This is a genomic window from Candidatus Vallotiella adelgis, assembly GCF_020541305.1.
Taxonomy (GTDB): Bacteria; Pseudomonadota; Gammaproteobacteria; order Burkholderiales; family Burkholderiaceae; genus Mycetohabitans; species Mycetohabitans adelgis.
Genome location: NZ_CP047396.1, coordinates 883,112 through 903,827 on the forward strand (window position 1 = coordinate 883,112; position 20,716 = coordinate 903,827).

8 protein-coding genes, 1 tRNA gene and 3 pseudogenes are annotated in these 20,716 nt (G+C 46.6%); 4 read left to right on the top strand and 8 right to left on the bottom strand.

Annotated features, from left to right (window positions below):
* Nucleotides 1–756 precede the first annotated feature (756 nt).
* Nucleotides 757–2,649 carry a molecular chaperone HtpG gene (htpG, locus tag GJV44_RS03235; RefSeq protein WP_226806322.1) on the bottom strand — a complete coding sequence of 631 codons (1,893 nt, stop codon included), beginning with the start codon at nucleotides 2,647–2,649 and terminating at the stop codon, nucleotides 757–759.
* Nucleotides 2,650–3,359: 710 nt separating this feature from the next.
* Here htpG and GJV44_RS03240 point away from each other — a divergent pair.
* A complete protein-coding gene (locus GJV44_RS03240; protein ID WP_226806900.1) occupies nucleotides 3,360–3,824 on the top strand; it encodes a RidA family protein in 465 nt (154 codons plus the stop codon).
* A gap of 303 nt (nucleotides 3,825–4,127) precedes the next feature.
* On the opposite strand, the gene parC is transcribed toward GJV44_RS03240, so the two are convergent.
* The 3 genes from parC to GJV44_RS03255 all read right to left on the bottom strand — a co-directional run bounded on the left by parC (nucleotide 4,128) and on the right by GJV44_RS03255 (nucleotide 10,661).
* Nucleotides 4,128–6,470, bottom strand: coding sequence for a DNA topoisomerase IV subunit A (gene parC / locus GJV44_RS03245; protein WP_226806323.1), 2,343 nt, complete (start codon nucleotides 6,468–6,470; stop codon nucleotides 4,128–4,130).
* 89 nt (nucleotides 6,471–6,559) lie between these two features.
* Nucleotides 6,560–8,554 (bottom strand): DNA topoisomerase IV subunit B, encoded by a 1,995-nt coding sequence (locus GJV44_RS03250; RefSeq protein WP_226806324.1) that lies wholly within the window; start codon nucleotides 8,552–8,554, stop codon nucleotides 6,560–6,562.
* A 118-nt stretch (nucleotides 8,555–8,672) separates the two neighbouring features.
* Nucleotides 8,673–10,661 carry an ATP-binding cassette domain-containing protein gene (locus tag GJV44_RS03255; RefSeq protein ID WP_226806325.1) on the bottom strand — a complete coding sequence of 663 codons (1,989 nt, stop codon included), beginning with the start codon at nucleotides 10,659–10,661 and terminating at the stop codon, nucleotides 8,673–8,675.
* 423 nt (nucleotides 10,662–11,084) lie between these two features.
* On the opposite strand from GJV44_RS03255, the gene GJV44_RS03260 reads away from it, so the two are divergent.
* Together GJV44_RS03260 and GJV44_RS04510 are read left to right on the top strand one after the other, a co-directional pair.
* A tRNA-Arg gene (locus GJV44_RS03260) sits at nucleotides 11,085–11,159 on the top strand.
* 847 nt (nucleotides 11,160–12,006) lie between these two features.
* The gene (locus GJV44_RS04510; RefSeq protein WP_320412813.1) at nucleotides 12,007–13,851 is read left to right on the top strand and encodes a glycosyltransferase; all 1,845 of its coding nucleotides are present in this window, start codon (nucleotides 12,007–12,009) and stop codon (nucleotides 13,849–13,851) included.
* A gap of 367 nt (nucleotides 13,852–14,218) precedes the next feature.
* Here the strand turns inward: GJV44_RS04510 and GJV44_RS03275 are convergent.
* Both GJV44_RS03275 and GJV44_RS03280 read right to left on the bottom strand, forming a co-directional pair.
* Nucleotides 14,219–15,366: pseudogene (locus tag GJV44_RS03275) on the bottom strand (ATP-binding cassette domain-containing protein); the annotation flags it as partial.
* Nucleotides 15,367–15,373: 7 nt separating this feature from the next.
* Nucleotides 15,374–17,143 (bottom strand): annotated as a pseudogene (locus GJV44_RS03280) (ABC transporter permease).
* Nucleotides 17,144–17,357: 214 nt separating this feature from the next.
* Between GJV44_RS03280 and GJV44_RS03285 the strand changes: the two are divergent.
* The gene (locus tag GJV44_RS03285; RefSeq protein ID WP_226806326.1) at nucleotides 17,358–17,621 is read left to right on the top strand and encodes a double-stranded DNA-specific endonuclease; all 264 of its coding nucleotides are present in this window, start codon (nucleotides 17,358–17,360) and stop codon (nucleotides 17,619–17,621) included.
* Nucleotides 17,622–19,003: 1,382 nt separating this feature from the next.
* Here GJV44_RS03285 and glk read toward each other — a convergent pair.
* Together glk and pgl are read right to left on the bottom strand one after the other, a co-directional pair.
* Nucleotides 19,004–20,011: pseudogene (glk, locus tag GJV44_RS03290) on the bottom strand (glucokinase); the annotation flags it as partial.
* Nucleotides 19,992–20,681 carry a 6-phosphogluconolactonase gene (gene pgl / locus GJV44_RS03295; protein ID WP_226806327.1) on the bottom strand — a complete coding sequence of 230 codons (690 nt, stop codon included), beginning with the start codon at nucleotides 20,679–20,681 and terminating at the stop codon, nucleotides 19,992–19,994. The pseudogene glk and the gene pgl, both read right to left, overlap by 20 nt.
* Nucleotides 20,682–20,716 lie beyond the last annotated feature (35 nt).

The window sequence follows — 20,716 nt, forward strand, 5'->3', positions numbered from 1 at the left end:
CACCGAGAGCAAGCGCTTATCATGACTAAATATGGTTTTCTGATCGAAAATGATAGCCATCCATCGATTAATCTATGCTTTAAGAAGGATGATAGACCGGACTTGGGTAGCTTACTATCCTCAGAAAGCAGAAGATTTTCGTGCTACATTTGCTAACTGTAATAGCGATAAAAATAGGTACAGATTACTGACACTATAGCGTATGGCGGTTGTTTGAGCACACCACCATCATTTGAAACTGAATAGATACTAGTTATGGTATCAAGGGACTTAAAGTGACTTGATCAGAATGCGTTGAGTAGATATTGATCAAACTTTTCCTCTGCTAAGATTGGCCTTCATTACAGAATGAGGAAATCTCTGCTAAGTTAGCTAGCGGGTATCTAATAAGAACTTTTAATCTTTTAAAGACTTCTTGTGTGTATTACTCTACGGACTTGGTAGTAAACGTAGTGTTGTTCTTGCAGCAGATGCTATCTCCTTACTAAGGATGCCGATTACGCGGCTGCCAGATTTAAGACAGGATTCACGCTGCTGCATACTATAGACTTCGGGGAAGTATAATACTTTTCTAGATTCTATACTTTATTCACTCTTATTCTAAACTTCATAAAACAGCAACTGAGCTGCTAGCTAGCGTGCGAGAACATGTGTTCGCTGTGACTCAGTCTTTCCTGCTCAGCACTCAAATAGTAACCCTGAAGTTGTAGCTACTACTTGCATCACTACGTATAAGACTATTCGCGAGATTTTTATTCAATGCGTACCTGATAGCAGCAATATATTGATACGTTTGATAAAGTTTGCTGGATCATCGAGTGCGCCTCCTTCAGCAAGAAGAGCCTGATCAAATAGTAAATAGCACCAGTCGGCAAAATCTGCCTTATCTGGTGATAGTCGCTTAATTAACGTATGCTCCGGATTAATTTCGAGGATTGGATGGAAATCAGGTGCTTTCTGGCCGGCCGCTTTTAATAGCCGCTGAAGATGGCCGCTTATCTCGCCCTCGTCGGCCACCAGACAGCTCGGCGAATCGGTTAGCCGGAACGTGAGACGCACATCCTTGGCTTTTTCCCGCAGTACACCCTTCATCTGCTCGATTAACATCTTCAGGTCTTCGCCAACCTTTTCTTGAGCTTTTTGTGTCTCGTCGTTTACGGCACATAAATCTAGATCACCGCGGGCTACGCTAACTAACGGTTTACCGTTAAACTCAGGCAGGAATGACAGCATCCATTCGTCAATTCGATCAGTCAATAATAGTACTTCGATACTTTTCTTGCGAAATACTTCTAGGTGCGGACTATTACACGCGCCCTGCCAACTATCGGCGGTCACATAGTAGATCTTTGTCTGTTCTGGCTTCATTCTCGAGATGTAGTCAGCCAGAGATACATTCTGTTCTGCGCTGTTAGTTTGCGTCGACGTGAAGCGTAGAAGCTTAGCAATGAGCTCTCGGTTTACAGAGTCTTCGCCTAATCCTTCTTTGAACACTTGACCAAATTCGCGCCAGAATATCTTGTACTGTTGCTTACCATCAGGCGTATCTGCTAGCTCCTCAAGCATGGATAGTACACGTTTAGTAACGCCATCGCGGATAGCCTTTACATCACGACTATCCTGTAGAATTTCACGCGATACGTTTAACGGTAGGTCGCTGGAATCGACTACACCTTTCACGAATCGCAGGTAATTCTGTAGCAACTGCTCCGCTTCATCCGTGATAAATACGCGCTTTACATAAAGTTTTAGACCACCGCGGTGGTCGCGGTTCCATATATCGAAGGGGGCATGACTAGGTATATATAGTAATTGAATATATTCGCTACGTCCTTCGACGTGATTATGGGTCCAAGCTAGTGGTGCCTCGGCATCATGAGATAGATACTCATAGAAATGCTTATACTGCTCATTTGTGATCTCACTCTTGGCACGCGTCCACAATGCGCTTACCTGGTTAATAGTTTCATCTTCATCTTTGACTACCATTTCGTTCTTTTTATCATCCCACTCTTCTTTCCTCATTAGGATCGGTAAGTTTATGTGGTCTGAGTACTTCTGGATGATAGACCTAAGCCAGTAGAAGGACAGAAGCTTATCTTCTGTCTCGCGTAGATACAGTGTGATGGATGTGCCGCGTTGCGCGCGTTGAATCTGCTCGACGCTGAATTCGCCGTTGCCAGTGCTTTCCCAGAGCACGCCTTGATCAGTCAGAAAACCGGCCCGTCGTGATTCTACGGTAATTCGGTCTGCGACGATAAATCCAGAATAAAAACCGACGCCGAACTGGCCGATCAATGCTGCATCTTTTTTTTGATTGCCAGACAGCCTGGAAAAGAACTCTTTAGTCCCCGAGCGCGCAATCGTTCCAAGGTGTGAAACCGCGTCGTCGCGGCTCATGCCAATCCCGTTATCTTCAATTGTAATCGTACGTGCGACCTTGTCGTACCCGATTCGGATATACAGGTTTGGGTTATCTTCGTACAGGCAAGTATTAGCGATTGCCTCAAAACGCAGCCTGTCTGCAGCGTCAGATGCATTGGAAATTAGCTCACGTAGGAAAATCTCTTTATTACTGTACAGCGAGTGAATCATGAGTTGAAGAAGCTGCTTGACTTCCGCTTGGAAGCCCATAATTTCTTTCGCCATAATCTGAGTCCTTTCAGCGAGTGTACGTCAACAATATAAAACCGGATTTGTCAGCATCGGCTTAAAATAGGGCCAAACTATGCTGAATTCAAGACTGCACAATCGGAACATGAGCAGTATTAGGATGCTACAGCTTACGATATAGAGTTCCGTCGGCTTAGCATGTATGCACCAGAAAAACGTTCAGCGGCAATGTGTAAACAAATAACGCTGTTTCGCATGCGCGTATAGTACTAACTAAACATCGCTGTTGCTCGTTTAGGTAGAGATCTATCAGCTAATCTTACATCAACCATTATAAGATGCGATACACTTTCTTATGCAGCTCGCGCGTGCAATCAATGACCTATATACCTAAGGCTCGGAACACACACCCGTTGATTCAGTGCTTACTCCAGAGTTAGTGCTTTTCCCGGCGCAACGCACGGAGACCGCTTTGCGATAACCGCAACAGATATCTTACAGGCCTGGGTTGATAACAAGACTCATCAAGAAGCGTCTTCAAACTTGACGTAGATAATATTTTCTAATGATAATATCATTATCAGTGACTATGAGAATCATTTTCGGCGTAATTATTGGCAGCATGGTAGTCTTGTTCATCTTGTTATTCGTTACCAAGACACTCCTTCGACTACATCGACAAAAGAATTCATGGAATATGTGACCTAGCCGCGCGTATCTCTTGTATTTTCTTGCCCTGTTTCAGCATCCCCATGTCAAATGTATACGATCAATTAAAAATGCTCGGCATTGAGCTACCAGCAGCCAGCGCACCAGCAACCGCCTATATGATGAGCGCACAAACAGACAAAATAGTGTTTTTATCGGGCCATATCGCAAAAAAAAACGGGAAGGTCTGGGCCGGTAAGCTTGGTGATGTGCTCGACATAGAGCAAGGTCGGAAAGCGGCGCGCAGCGTTGCTATCGATCTGATCGCAACGCTACATTCTCACATAGGCGACTTAAACCGCATCAAGCACATCGTTAAGGTGACGAGCCTGGTCAATTCGACACCGGACTTCACCGAGCAACACTTAGTGGCTAATGGAGCGTCAGAGCTATTCGTGTCGGTATTTGGTGAAAAAGGTAAGCACGCGCGTTCTGCGTTCGGTGTTGCGCAGATTCCACTAGGTTCATGCATAGAAATTGAACTGATTGCTGAAATCGAATAGCGGGTCATCCCTACATTAAGCCATAGACGCTTGTCTATCTTACTAGCTCTGCAATGGAGCAACGCGCCATAGCAGAGGGTGTAAAACGGCGCAGATGTGGTCAAGTAGCATCATCATTAGTACATTAACCCTGGTTAGACTGATTTTCCTGTACGCCGTCCGGCGTTAATAGTACAGATACAATGGCAAGCGAAATTATATAAATATGTTGGTTATATAATATAGCGCGTACTCAATATTAAGCGAATTTGATATTTAAAATCACATGAATAAAACTGCGATAATCGATATATTTTAACAAATTCAACATGTTTTTCCTTTCCATCCCAATGCTGAGCATATGTCTAATACCTTAAACTTGACCGCCGGCACTTTGCCACGATATGCACGCTTGCCAACATAAGATGCCAGCGTATCGCCAATCAAAATTTCCTGTTTCTGTTTTTTACCTCGCCCAACACCGCTAAGTATAAGCCCGTCTTGACCGATCACCTGCACCCGGTGCAACTGTTCGTTGCCGTATAATCTAATCAATTTCAGGCCACGTCCACCACTGGACAATATCTTTATCTCGTTTACCTCAAACACAAGCAAACGCGTCTTGTTCTTCTCGCCAAGCGCTAGGCATGCAACCTGCGAAGTATTCGGCCATACAGGCATCGGCGCGAGCGGCTTTATATCGGTGTCAAGCGACATAAATAACTTTCCGGTTTTTATACGACTAATCATATCGCCGATCCGCGCGATAAAACCAAAGCCATTATTCGTTGCAAGCAGTAACAGCTGTTGCTGCGGTGCAGCAAAATAGTGCATGAGATAAGTGCCAACTTCTAGTTTAATCAATGATGTAATCGGAACGCCATCACTACGACCGCCTGGCAGCGCCGAAACTGGCACCGAATACATGCGACCATTACTACCCAACGCTAGAAGCATATCGAGCGTACTGCACTGAAATATGGCATATAAACTGTCGTCGTCCTTAAGTTTGAGGCCTGATAAATCTAGCCCATGTCCCTTCATGGTTCGAGCCCAGCCACGCCTCAAAACAATCACTGTGACTGGTTCGTCGACTATCAGCGCCTCGGTCACCGCACGCTTGTCTGGCTGAATTAGTGTGCGTCTCGGATCGCCGAACTGCTTCGCGTCAGCTTCAATCTCCCCAATGATCAGCCGTCTCATAGCTACGTTACTACCGAGTAATTCTTCAAGACGATCCCGTTCGTCGTGCAGCTCACCCAAGCACTTCTCAATCTTAATTTTTTCTAGGTGCGCTAATTGACGTAAACGGATTTCGAGAATATCGTCTACCTGCCGCTGAGATAACCCAAAAGCCGCGATGAGCTCTACTTTCGGGTCGGTCAACTCGCAAATCATTAAAATTACTTTGTTTAAGCTTAGAAAGACGGTCAGTCTACCTTCAAGGATATGGATTCGATCTTGTACTCTAGATAACCTAAACTGCGTGCGCCGAGTGATAGTCTCTAAACGATAGCCGATCCATTCTCGCAGGATTTCTCCTATCCCCTTTTGTCTCGGCCGACCATCGGTGCCGATCATCACCAGATTGATCGGCATTCCAGACTCTAAGCTTGTATATGTAAGCAAGATATTAACAAATGCAATCTGGTCGATTCGACTAGACTTTGGTTCAAATACAAGCCGAACTAGCGAATCTTTACTAGATTCGTCACGTACCGCGTCAAGCAATACGAGCAAGCTCTGCTTAGTCTGCAGTTGCTCTGATGTCAACGCTTTCTTGCCAGGCCTGATTTTCGGGTTAGTCAATTCCTCTATTTCTTCTAGCACTTTCTGTGATGACGTTCCAGGTGGCAGCTCTGTAATAACTAGTTGCCACTGCCTATGTGCTAGTTTTTCAAAATTATAACGAGCACGTACCTTCAGTATTCCGCGACCACTTTCGTATGCTGCGAAAATCTCCGCTGGACTTGAGATAATTTGTCCACCGCCTGGAAAGTCCGGTCCTAGCATCCGCCCCATCAGTACTGAGTGATTTAGGTTCGGATTGCCGACCAGCTCGATGACTGCCTGCGCGACTTCACATAAATTATGTGGCGGAATTTCAGTTGCCATACCGACCGCAATGCCGGATGCACCATTAAGAAGCACGAACGGCAAACGCGCTGGCAGTGACCTAGGCTCTTCGAGCGAGCCATCATAGTTTGGAGTGAAGTCGGCGGTACCCTCGCTTATCTCATCGAGCAACAGCTGTGCGATCGGCGTGAGCCTCGCTTCAGTATAGCGCATGGCTGCAGCACCATCGCCATCACGCGAGCCGAAGTTGCCTTGCCCATCAATAAGTGGGTAGCGCATGGAGAAATTCTGCGCCAGCCGTACCAGCGCTTCATACGCAGACGTATCTCCATGCGGGTGGTATTTGCCTAGCACATCGCCGACTATACGAGCCGATTTGACCGGCCTCTCGTTGGCCACCAACCTCATCTCATGCATTGCGTACAGAATACGACGTTGCACCGGCTTCTGGCCATCGGCCACATAAGGCAGTGCGCGACTCTTGACTACTGATACCGCATAGTCAAGATACGCGCTCTCAGCATAATCACCTAGTGTTAAGTACTCGCTTGCACAGGGCGTCGAAAAATTCAATGCCAGTTCTTCATTCATCGGAGGACGGCCTCAAATAAGGGCCTCAAATCTCAGTCTACTGTAAGGTAGTGCGTAGCAGTGCTTAGTAGTTTTGCATATCACACGCGTTAGATATCTGCCTGCGCGTTATTGCTTTTTTCTTCAAGCCACGCGCGCCGAGCGGCTGCTTCCCCTTTGCCTACTAGCATCGTCATGCGACTGATGGTTGCATCGAAATCTAGACGGCCTAGTTGTACCAATATCAACCGCCGAGTATCTGGGTTCATTGTTGTGTACCATAATTGTTCGGGATTCATCTCACCCAGTCCTTTAAATCGCGAAATCGTCCACGTAGATGACGACCCAGGCCCGCCATCTTTTTGGAGTTTGTGTATTATCACCTCAAGCTCGGCTTTATCTAGGGCGTAGAGCTTCTCAGCCGGTCTCTTACCCAGGCCCGCTGCATCTACACGGAATAGCGGCGGGCGCGCTACATATATGTGACCGCGCTCGATGAGTTGAGGGAAGTGACGAAAAAATAGCGTAAGCAGCAGCACCTGAATATGCGAACCATCTACGTCTGCATCCGATAGAATGCAGATCTTTCCATAACGCAGATTTGATAGGTCGATTACATCATCTCTCGTGTGCGGATCAATGCCAATCGCCACCGCAATATCGTGTACTTCATTGTTCGCAAATAAACGGTTTCGCTCCGTCTCCCATGTATTGAGAACCTTTCCGCGAAGCGGCAGAATCGCTTGCAACTCTTTGTTTCGCCCCATCTTCGCAGATCCACCCGCGGAATCGCCCTCAACTAAAAACAACTCGTTATACGCTATATCAGTCGACTCGCAATCGACAAGTTTTCCGGGCAATACTGCTACGCTAGAACTTTTTCTCTTCTCGACCTTCTGGCTAGCGCGAGTACGTGCTTGTGCCTGCTTCATTACTAATTCAGCTAATATGTATCCATGCTTAATATGCTGGTTGAGCCATCGCTCTAAACTCGATTGTACTAATGAAGATACTAGCCGAACTGCAGTGCGGCTATTGAGTTTCCCTTTTAGCTGACCTTGAAATTGAGGATCAAGTATCCTAGCTGATAGCACAAAAGAAACCCGCGAAAATACGTCCTCAGCGAGCAGCTTAATGCCTTTAGGCTGCAGGTTATGTAACTCAATAAAACTCTTGACGGCCTGAAACAGGCCGTCTCTCAGACCAAACTCATGAGTGCCGCCACCTGGTGTTGGAATTAGGTTTACATACGATTCGCGCAGCAGTGGACCTTCCTCAGACCATGCGACAACCCACGATGCACCTTCGCCTTCGGCAAACGTATTGTGCATTATGCACGCTGACCCAGCATACCGTTCGTCCTCAAAAATCGGGGTTAATGTACTATAACCGGCCAAACCCTCGAGCAGATAACCGCGTAGCCCATCCTTGTATTTCCATGACTGTCGCTCTCCGGTTTTCTCGATGATCAACGCTACCCTGACATTAGATAAGAGCACTGCTTTAGAGCGTAATAAATTCTGCAGCTCAAACTGTGGCAAGTTAGCCGAGTCGAAGTATTTGGGATCAGGCCATGTTGTGATACGCGTTCCGGATTTCTTATCTATGCGGTTATTAGCTGAACGCACGGTAAGTGCACGCACCACATCTCCGTACGAGAAGCCGATATCGGCCACTTGACCATCTCGCCACACAGTGACATCGAGTCGCTGAGATAATGCATTAGTAACAGACACGCCCACGCCATGCAAACCGCCAGAGAACGTGTATGCGCCGCCGCTGGCTTTATCAAATTTTCCCCCTGCGTGCAACTGAGTAAAAAGAATCTCTACTACTGGTACCCCTTCTTCAGGGTGTAGACCGAAAGGAATACCTCGTCCGTCATCCTCGACGCTAATTGAGCCGTCGATATGTAGTGTCACAATAATTTGTGTACCAAATCCGCCTAACGCCTCGTCCGACGCATTATCGATCACTTCCTGCACGATATGCAGGGGATTTTCCGTACGCGTGTACATACCGGGCCGTTGTTTTACCGGCTCGAGTCCCTTGAGCACTTTGATAGAGGCTTCACTATATGTAAGAGCGGATTTTTTTATAGTCATTTTCTCATACATTCCGCTGATGTCTCTACTATGACGAGATACCTGATTTTTCTCATGATGATTGCGAATCGTGCATGCTATTGGTATACTGAGAGTAGAATGATTCCTATAGTACTTTCTATTTGAGCGGCTTGAGTTTATCTTCCAGAATTTCCCAGCGCTTAAGCGCAACTAATAGCTCATCGGCGATAGCCGAATAGCGCTCGGCAAGCCACGTGCCTTCGGCTAGATTTTTCATAAAAATCGACCCATCTTCCAGCTGAACACCGATGGACCTCTGCTCTACTTCGAGTTGGGTAATCCTCTCTAGCAACAAATCTAATTCGCGCTGCTCGTTCATCGCCGGCTTAACGCTGCGGTTCTCGTTGTGCTTTTTATTGCGCTTCGAGGTCCCATTAGGCTCAATATGCAACATACTATCGCTGTTCAGTGCGCTCAGCATATTCGGGGCGACACGCCCAGGCGACACGGTACCCGCTTGGCCAGCCAGTGAATTAGCGCGTGCACTCTGCGTCTGCCAGTCCGAGAAACCGCCGATATATTCGCGCCACTGACTATTTTCTTCCGCCACAATTACCGATGTAACAACGTTATCGAGAAACGTACGATCGTGGCTCACCAGTAGCACTGTACCATCATAGTCGATCAATAGATCCTCGAGCAGTTGGAGCGTTGGAATATCCAGGTCGTTAGTCGGCTCGTCCAATATCAGCACATTCGTGGGTTGTGCAAACAGTCGCGCTAGTAATAACCGGTTACGCTCACCACCGGATAATAGTTTAACTGGCGCACGAGCACGTTCCGGCGAAAACAGGAAATCGGTTAGGTAGCTCATCACATGCTTGCGAACACCACTTATCTCCACCCAGTCACCGCCTGGACTAATCGTATCTACTAAGCTGCGAGCAGGATCCAACTGCACGCGCATCTGGTCAAAGTATGCAATCTGTAGATTGGTGCCGGTGTAAACCCAGCCTTCATCCGGTGCGATCTCGCCGAGAATTAGCTTAAGCAGCGTAGTCTTACCCGCACCGTTCGGGCCGATTAGACCAATTTTATCGCCACGCATAACGGTTGTTGAAAAATGCGAGACAACCATCTGTCCACTGTAGCCTTTCGTCACGTCAGTGAGTTCACTGACAATCTTTCCGGGCTTATCAGCCCGACTGACATCAAGGCGTACGTTATCTTGTACCTTGCGCCGCTGCGCACGCTCGTTTCGCATCTGAATAAGACGCCCAATACGCCCGACACTGCGCGTGCGACGAGCCTCGACACCCTTGCGGATCCAGACCTCCTCCTTAGCAAGCAACTTATCAAATTTTATATGTTCGACAGCTTCCACTTCGAGCTGCTGTGCCTTGCGAGCCTGATAGGCCGAGAAGTTGCCCGAGTATGACAATAAGCGCCCGCGATCGAGTTCGACAATGCGAGTCGCTACGCGGTCGAGGAAAGCACGATCATGCGTAATAAATAACACGCTACTAGGCAGTGATAACAACAGCGTCTCGAGCCAGTGTATCGAATCAAAATCGAGATGGTTAGTCGGCTCATCCAGCAGTAGCACATCAACCCGCATCACTAACGCACGCGCTAATGCAACGCGTTTAAGTAAACCACCAGAGAGCTGCTCTACACGTGCGTCACCCTCTAAACCTAGTTGCGCAAGTGTAGTTACAACCCGGGTATGCCATGTCCATCCGTCATGCGCATCTAGAGCGCTCTGCAGAACATTCATACGTTCTAACAAAGTATCATGCGACAGTCCTTGGGGTATACCGGCCACCTCGTGTGTAACACGGCTGTACTCATCAAGTAGCGAGCGGGTATGTTGTAACCCAGTAGCTACTGCGTCAAACACGCGCATGCCAGGGTCGAAATCCACCTCTTGTGGAAGATAGGCGGTAGTAAGCGTCTGAGCGTGAGTAATCAAACCGTCGTCGGGACCAGATAGTCCAGCGACGATCTTCAGTAATGAAGACTTGCCTGTACCGTTTCGGCCGATCAGGCCTACGCGCTCGCCTGGTCCGATCAAGAAGTCTGCGTGATCTAGTAGAGGAATATGGCCAAACGCGAGTTGTGCGCCAGTAATAGTGAACAGCGACATTTGGTCAGAGAAAAGATGGAAAATATTAATTGTAACCCCGCGCAATACTAAGTATTGCGCGCTTAATTTCTTATTGAAGAGATTCGTCGATACAAGGATATATGCTAAACTTTATGTTGCGCTTCAATAGCAGATTTCCGAGTAAGCTAGTCATAATAAAGGTTGTAACTATATCTATCATCATTGATATAAAATCTCGCAACTCTAGAGTAGTTACGCGAGTAAAGCCGTAGCGAGGCAGATCCTAATTCTGGAAATAGTATTGATTCTATTCCTATCTTTCACTTAATTCCTAGAATCAATAGATCTATTGGCCTTGCAGATGTCGCAAGGCCAATAGCACCGCGGCGAAATTCTAAACGCAGCTGATGTGTTCACGAGGCGTGCTCGTGGTATCTTCGGGATACTCATTATCAATAGTAGCTCGCCGTAGCACAACGGATAGTGCACACGCCTCCTAAGCGTGATATTCAGGTTCGATTCCTGACGGCGAGGCCACACTGTTCCACAGCCCAACGAAAAGGCGACAATTTTTTCTACTGCATTGCGTGCATACCGCCTCGCATTAGGGGAGTATTTTCTTTTTCTGATAGGTTTTCTTTGCCTAGCTTAAATTTATAGCAGCTTTCGCGATTCGATAATCTTATCTGCTCTTATTTAAGCAGAACTGTACATATACTATATTATCGTGATGATGTGGTAGAATTACGTATAATAATATTTATTGTATACTGTAGAAGTAAGTAAACTTATAGTAATTCGTATAGGCTGACGCACTATATTTGTATTTATCGCCTGATAAGCATCATGAAACATTACAGTCTATTATAAGTACATGATAGTCGATACACGAGAAAAACTATTTCCTGTACTAAAATCTAGCCTGATTGCGTCCAATATCACAAAAGCGCAGTCGCTCTACCTGAGCTCTCTGAATAAGACTGACGCATAGATAGTAGTGCTAAATAAACATCTCCACCAGAGCAATATAGTTAATTAATCGACAATCATCGAGATAAAATATGGAAATGTCGATGGCGAATAGCTCAGTCTAATAACTAGACACAGACTAACATGTTGCGCAACTTATCCAGATTAAGATATATACCAGTCTTATTTAGGACTGTGCTGCGAGATAAATAAATCCGTTATAACCAGCCCCGCGGAAACCGGAGTTCGCAGACAAGAGAAATTAAATTATTACGAAGCTCTATTATGTGCGACCGATTCCTAGGTTGAGAAATTGTCGATGTATAGGGTAACCTGAAACTAGATTTATTAATATTTCCAGTGTCGCTGTTAATTCCCTTTTATTATTATAACTGTGCATCGCGAATCGCTTAGCGTGATCATTATTACACTTAATGAGTCTCATGACATTAAGGCATGTCTGTCGTCTGTGCAAGGGTTAGCCAATGAGATTGTGGTGCTCGATGCTGGTAGCACCGATGCAACGGTGAAGATCTGTAAGTGCTTCGGTGCGCGAGTCGTTATAACAAACTGGCCGGGGTTTGGCCCTCAGAAAAATCGAGCGCTCTCGCTTGCAACTCACCCGTGGGTGCTGTCGTTAGACGCTGACGAGCGCGTGACACCATATTTGAAAGAATCGATTGAAGCAGTTCTATCTGGGCGCAGTTTACCCAGATATATGGCATATGCTATATCCCGCTACTCACAATTTTGTGGCCGCTGGGTCAAGCACTCCGGTTGGTCACCAGATTGGGTAGTTCGGTTGTTCCGCCGTAAAGCGGCTAGATTCTCTAACCATGTCGTGCACGAGCGTCTAATCATCGAAGGCCATACTGGCCGCCTTGATGGTCAATTATTGCACTACAGCTATCGCTCTAGCGAGGAGGTAGAGAAAAAGACGCTCGCTTATGCTCGTGCTGGTGCCTGGATGTTACGTGAACAGACGCACAAAATTATTGCATTGCCTCTACTTATGCGTAGTAGCTTTGCCTTTATTCGTACCTTTATATTACAAGCTGGATTTCTCGATGGGTTTACTGGCCTGCGCATCGCGCAAATGAATGCGCGGGCAACGTTTCTTAAGTACTATTATGCGCGACGCGCAACCCCATCAGATTGCGAAGATAGCGGTACCATTAATACCTGGAAGGGTCTTCGGATTGGGTTATCGTGCCAGACCTTAGGTCACGCTGGTGGCTTTGAGCGCTACGCGCGAGATATCATTGGCGCAATGGCCGAAGTAGGCGTCCGTCCTATTGTGTTTACCCGAAAATTAGATAAAACTCTGTCTGAATACAGGCTTGTTGACGCGCAAGCTATTCGCGTCAACTGGCTTCCTCGTGCGCTGCGTGACGCGGCGTTCTCCTGGCGGTTGCGCGCACGCCGTATACACAGCCGGGCAGATATTGTGATTGCGTGCAATCGGGTCGACTCCGCTGATATTGTTATATGCGGAGGAACGCATCCGGGTGCATTACGCTATGGTAGAAACAAACCCAAGTGGAATGACCGCTGGCAAATCAAGTTGGAGCGCCGTATCTATCATAACGCTGGAATAATCATCGCTCATTCTAAAATGATGGCGCAAGAAGTCCATCAGTACTTCGATATTACACCGGACAAGATTCGTGTCATTTATCCTCCAGTACGCAGTGACCGATTCGTGCCGATGGCACCGGAACAACGTAATGCAATGCGGGCACAGCTCGGTATCCCGGTCGGACATGCTGCGTTTGTATTCGTGGCTAACACCGGCAAGGGATTTGACCTACTACACGAACACTTCAAGGTAACCGACGAGCCAGTTTGTCTATTGGTCACAGGACGTCTTATTGCTAGCTCATCACCTCGGATTGTGTCGCTTGGTTATCGCACGGATATGCAATATGTATTCGGCGCAGCCGACTTCACGATTGTGCCTGCGCCCTATGAACCATTCGGGTTAGTAGGCGTTGAATCGATTTTATGTGGTACACCGGTTCTTACTGCTCATAATGTCGGCTGCGCTGAAGTTATTCGAAACGATGCGCAATGGCGATTCTCGCACCTAGATGCAAGCAGTTTCTCCGCGGCAGTTGAACAAGCGCTTACTCGCTGGCGTGCCGGAACAGCGCGGCTTATTAGACCTAGCGAACACTTACTATACGATTATAATGTGCTATCCCATACCACACACTTGCTGACGCTGGCCTCAGAGCTCGCTGACCGTCGTCGTGCGTAGCACTTGTATTTTTCGTCTCCTCCTACGGTCCCTATCATCGCTCTGCTTGGAAAATGCTATGCAGATAGCGTCAAATTATAGCGCTGGTCGTCCGTTAATGGACTAGAGCATAATAGCTACATTTTAGACAAACCAAGCGCTAAGTCTTTCTTGAGCTATATGAATAAAATACAGATCGACTGCGCAATTACTCGAAAGCGACTAAGATTAAACGTCTTATAAAATTATTTGTAATTTTTCGAAAATAACTGAGTAAATTTTTTACTACTGTTGAGGTTTATAAACCAAGCTAAACAGGCATATTGACCATGCCTGTTACAATAACTATCTCAATTAGGATTTAATGCCTTCTAGGCTCAAGATTTTTTAGCGGCACGTATCGCAGCAGATGGTCGGCAAAAATATTATCTTTCGCTCTCCCGCGGGCCGAATTTGGCAAATATACGGACTGGTGATGTTAGAAAGATATCGCCATTACGCACATCGGCAAAACCGATCCATTACAGCACTTTAGAAAGTAGGAATAAGTCGTTAATCTTTAGATGCAGTGCGCGAGCTATCTCCGGCATATCTGCTCGGCCATAGTACGGTTCAGCTTCGAGCGTCTCAATTGAATTAGCTATCAAGCTGGTTGATACGCATGGTAACCAGCTGTATAACTCCAGGCCCTTGCGAAGCATACTAGTAATCGGACGCGATGGCATTTTCGAGTAGATATCATCAACTAGACGGCGAAACATTAGATTCAGCCGGTTGCGCGGATATTTAAATGGCACCTGGATCTCTGCTAATATGCGACCCAGGTTAGACGAGAGAACTAAAATCCGGTCGTACATCAGCACCGCCTCTTCGATATTATGCGTAACGATTAGAACACGCCTTGATCGGCATGAGTTCTTGCGTCCACCAATTTAGCATGTCGGTACGCAATGTCTCTGCAGACAGAATGTCTAGCGCTGAAAACAGTTCGTCCATCAGCAGCAGTGTCGGATTTACCACCAGCGCACGAGCCAATCCCACGCGCTGGCGCATCCCACCAGATAGTTCGCGTGGATATGCATTCTCAAACCCATCCAGCCTCATTAGATTGATCGCAGCTAACGCGCGCTTATACCGGATGCGCTCGGGTATACCCTTAGCCTCTAAACCCACTTCGATATTCTGTGACACAGTGAGCCATGGAAATGGCGAAAAAATCTGGAAAACCATTGCGACGCCATCCGCTTGACCACACAGTGGATAGCTACGATAGATTATCTTGCCCCCCGGACGGCAAGATAAGCCCCCCGCCATGATACCAGCAGCGTAGACTTTCCAGAACTGGAGCGCCCGAGCAAACCAACATCTCGCTCTCGCAGATAGATAGATTAACGTCATCAAGCACCAGTGCTTGCCCTGGGTCTTCTCAAACCCGTGTCGCACGTGATCGACAGATAGCAAAATGGAACTGAACGTAGGCACGCGAATGATAGGTTCTTCCGTTACCGGTACGCTGGTATTTTTAGTACCCTGCATAGCTCTACTATATCGATGAATCTAAGCGCAGCTGATTCTCAATATAAACGTACATTAGGCGCCATAACAAGAGATTAAAGTACTACGAACAACGACATTACGATAATACCTAGGATCATCTTACGATGATCGCCATCCACTGTCATTTGCACGATATAGGCACCAAGCCCATGCGCAACAACGTGTGTATTAGCCCATTGCACTGCTTTAGATATGAAGCTTGCATTCCACGTACTACCAAAGACAGTAATTACCTTCGTTATATAGTATGGAAAAATATCAGGTAGCGTCACCTGACGGCACCATTGCCAGCCGCGAATGCGAAATTTTGTCGACACCTCTTTAAAATCGTTTGGATATACGCTTGCGCCAGCAATTATATTAAATAATATATATCACTGGGTGCCAAGAACAATTAGAGGAGAAAGCCAAATATCCGGGTTCAGCTTGAAACGCATAATCGCGATCACAAAGTCCGGGCACAACAGGTTGGCCGGAAGCGCCGCGAGAAGCTGTGCAAGCGGCTGGAACCTCTTGACTAGCTCTGAGCAGCACAAGCCAATATGCACACCCAGCGGGATCTATACAACCGAAGCCATCGCAATCAGAGCCAGCAAACGCACTAGCGTAATACATGATAAACTTCGTTCCATATCATGCCAGTTCTTATATAGCTCATTACACATGATGACCGATATATGCTCTAGTCAGCACTAACCCACCCCAGGCGTAATCACTAAGTCGTGAAAGCCAGTGGAGTAGCTTTATAGCTGGTCTAATAAGCGGTAGCTTATGCCAGCGAAGCGGTACGTACGATATTCGTATGAACAACCACTCGACTGGCAATAGAATCTGGCAAATTAACCGAGTACGGCATACCAAGTTCAGTAGCCACGACCGGGACGCATGCACCGATGAAGTGTTCTCCATACGAAACTGTCAGCCTAGGAAACCAGCGGCCGAAACAGAAGCTGATCGTAGGAAAAGATCACAAGCGTTATCGTTAAGATCACCCAACTAATTTCCGGTAGATTGCTCTCGGTAATTGCTTGCGCCAAGTACGCACCTACGCCAGGCACCCTAATTGTATTATTAATAGTAATTGCCTCAGAAGCGACGATAAAAAACCAACCATTAGACATTGATATCATCATGTTCCAAATGAGGCTAGGCATCGAGAATAGCACCTCAAGCCTCCAAAAGCGCTGCCATCCTGTCAGATGAAAGCTACGCGAGATTGCGTCTAGGTCTCGCGGTATTGCACGAATCGATTGGTAGAAGCTAAATGTCATGTTCCCCAGGCTTGGCTGGTAAATATCGCGAAGATTGCCGCACACTCTGCTGCGACTACTTGAATTAGAGATATTGAAATGAAGAAAGTAATCGTCAGCGGAATATATCCAGATACTGGTACCGACTGTAAAATATCAAGCATCAACACCAGCACTTTCTCTGCCTGCTTACTTTTAGTAGCAAATGCGCCGCAACGTACGTAAACAAGCGTAAAGACAAACGCGGCGAGTATCGCGATGAACATCCTTAAAGTAGTGTATAGCGCATACTCCGGCAAATAAATTGGGTTTAGTAAGATCGGCTAAGTTCTCGGTGTCGAAATCGACACTATGGTTTGCTCGAAGCCAATAGCAGTTATTGTAATTAGACCAATCATTAACAGAAAGACCACAAAATCCCATCGATTGGGCAACAATCGTCTTACAGCGACTAGAGCCTTATTGTTCGGATCAAAGCAAAAACCGAAATTAAAACTGAAATCCATCATAGAAACCCCCCCAACGATTCGGCATGCGGATAAACTTAAGCCGAAGCGAGATGGAAAACCACGCCTATTTTCAAGGCCGACAAGATACTACACGAAACGTCGTTATAACCTTTTATTCTAGATAGTCTAGTCGCACTCATTGGGTTTCACACCGTTATTCGTTAACGGTTATGATGATGGATCACTGAATGAATAGAATGTAGGAGGCCATATGAAAGGAAATCTCGTCATCATCTGCCGTGACCAGGATGCCCATGAGTTCGACGCCCTGATGACCGAATACGGTGCCTTCCAGACAAGATTATCGTCGACCGCGTGGTATCTAAAGTTAGATGAGGCACCAGATGTCATCCAGGAAGCAATTCTGGTACGGCTAGGAAAATACACTACGCACTATATCTTTGAGGCTAATAGTGTTACGTATAACACAATCGATAGCGAATCTGCTTCAGCATTAAATGCTTTGTTTGGGTAATGAGGGCGGTTACGCTGTTTCAGCCTGCTGAAGATAAACGCTGTAGCACCAGATGATCAGACTTACTAAGAAGTCTAATTAAGTCGTCTCATGCAGCTTGACGCGCAGGCTGCTGCATAACGTATCTAGTATCTAGATACACAAATAGATGCTTGGCATAGAGTAGATCCTAGAGCACAATTCTACTACCCGCTGATTAAGCACTAATTTCTCAACAATGAAAAGCTATGTGCCATATAAATAGTTTTTATCAGCATAGCAGGTATGTCATACCTGCTATGCATAGTCTAATAGTTAAACAACACGAGATCTAACGGCGTCCGCGGCTCATAGTATCTAGTGCCCGCCTAGCAGTAGGTCTATTTGAGCTGCATACTGCAGCGGCTCTAATGTGCGATGCCGCATTTAATAATATAGACTGTTCGGTCAGCGTTTCGCATAATACTAACAAACATCGTATTTAGATCTACGAAAAAACGCTAATATTATATTGAAATCGAGCGTAAGCTGTCGTAACTCGATCCAGCCGCGCTCGAGCATATTGAGTACAGAAGGGGCGTATAAGTGTTTAGGACGCTAAGAGCGATGAAACTCAACTAAAGCTATACTAGGCGGCGGGTGATGAATCCATCGGCTGTATAATTTATATTTAAAAGAGCAGTATCAGATACTGCCTCCCCCGATCGAAAGAGGGCAAGCCCAGAATTACTTTAGTATCTTCGTCAGAATACCGAAAAATTACTTGCATACCTATTTCATGCCTATCGTCTATTAACAAACGCCGCATTATGCATGCTAACCACTTAATATCGATACGACTAGAAGATTCAGCATGTATAAGCTAATCAATAGCTTTCGAGGTACAGATATCGCATAGTTTATTTCCAGCGATATACATATACATACTTAGCTAGTCATATATTCTTCAATATGCCTGCAATGATTTGCACTGCCGAGCCCCCCATCACCACTTCTATAACTTGTAGACGCTCCAGTTCTTAGATAGTCTTAAATACGAAGATAAGATCTACATTTACATATACTGTATATAGTATATTCATACCAAAGCCGAAGCACTAGTAACGCTTATCCTCAGCAAACATGTTAGAATTGTTAAGCTATAGTATAGTATAGCTATACATAGAACACTATTTATCGTGTTATCGTAAGATAACCAACACGGTATCATCATGTATCTTTGCTATAAGATAAGTCACTAAATCGACTAAGAAGCTGGTTTAGCTATAGTCAATCAAAATCCGTGCTGGTTAGCCTAAATGGCTCATATCGACTTTACTCAAGATGTTATGCCGAAGCATCGAAGATTAAGCGTAGAGATGATTCATGCTTCAGATCAGCCGCGCGCCGCTGAACTAAAACGCACGCAGCCCTAGCTTCTCAGCTAGTATCCTGGATACACCGAGAAAAGCCGGATATTTCGCAGTAATCATAAAGGTCGGAATGTTTGCTAAATATGTCTGGGAGCGGCCTTTTGCCTCGAACCGAGCACGAAACGAGGAAGTCAAAAATAACCCATCTAGATGGGATATAACACCACCGCCAATGTACATGCCACCCAACGCGCCGAGTGTCACTGCAATATTACCAGTAAATGTGCCAAGCACTGCGCAGAAGCACTCTACTGCCTCCAAAGCAAACGGATCGGCCTCTTGCGCGAGACGCACAACGTCAGCCGGCTCAAGTGGCAAGCGCAGCTGCTTCTTATCACATGAAACAAGTGCACGATAAATTAGTATCAGGCCCGGCCCCGCGCAAACACGCTCGAACGATACGTGCGGCCATTTCCTACGCGCATAGTGCAACACTCGATCTTCTCGCTCGTCTTGTGGCGAGAATGTAGCATGCCCACCCTCACTTCCTAATGCTATCCAGCGGTCGTTTTCTGGGATCAAGCCTGATACGCCTAAACCGGTGCCTGGACCGACCAATCCAATCACATTTTTCTGCCGGCATATGCCACCACCAATTTTTACACGTTGCGTATCGGATAAGTCTGGAAGCGCCATTGCTAATGCGGTAAAGTCATTTATCACTAACAACGTATCCAAGCCAAATTCGCGACGTATGGCTTCGATAGAAAAACTCCAGTTTCGGTTAGTCATTTGTACTTGGTCACCATATACGGGATTGGCGATCGCAATAGCCGCATGGTTTACGTGATCGATATTACTGTCCTTCATGAATTGAAGGATCGCGTCGGCGATGCCCAGATAGTTCGCGCAAGGATATACGCGAATATCAACAATCTGGCCTGGTCCGAACTCGAGTGCGAAGCGTGCATTGGTGCCACCTACATCAGCAAGCAGCCACGGACTATCCGGATGTGCACCCTCTTGAGAGGGCACGGCTTTAAGCGCACCAGTAGGCATCGACGTTCACTCCAGTATCGTTAGCTAGATGAGAAATGGCGTTATTTTGTGGATGCTTGATTGCGGTACGCAGCACGTCCAGTTTACGGCGTCCGGAGAACAATAAAAACAGCTGGCCAACTTCCCTGAGTGCTGCTAGAGATAAGCTAACCCGCAGATGAGGCGCCTGCTGGGGCTGGAAAAGCATATAGCGCTTGCAGACTGCTCGTGTAGCTAAATCCCACTGCGGCGCGTCGGCAAAGATCGACGCAGTATGGCCATCTTCGCCCATACCGAGCACGGCCACGTCAGGTAGCATACGAGAGGAATCCGCATTTAGTTCCATAACATAGGCCTCAGGTGCCTGGTCAATATCGACTAGCGGCCGGAACACTGCATCGCGTGCTGCGTTTTGCATCAAGGTATCGCATATAAGTCGTGCATTGCTGTCGGCATGTGTTGGCGGGACCCAACGGTCGTCGACTAAGGTGACGTCGATGCGCGACCAGTCGAGCGTACGACTCGACAAATCCCGCAAGAATAGCTGCGGACTTGTACCGCCTGACACTGCGAGGGTGGAACGCGTTCCACCGATACGTGCAGCCAGCGTCGACTGCAAGGAATCGACGACTACCTCTGATAGAGCGTCTTTCTGAGCATGCGCATCGTCAAAAACATGAAGCCTAATCACTTTTCCTCCGAAGTCTCCTTAACTAACCAGCAATA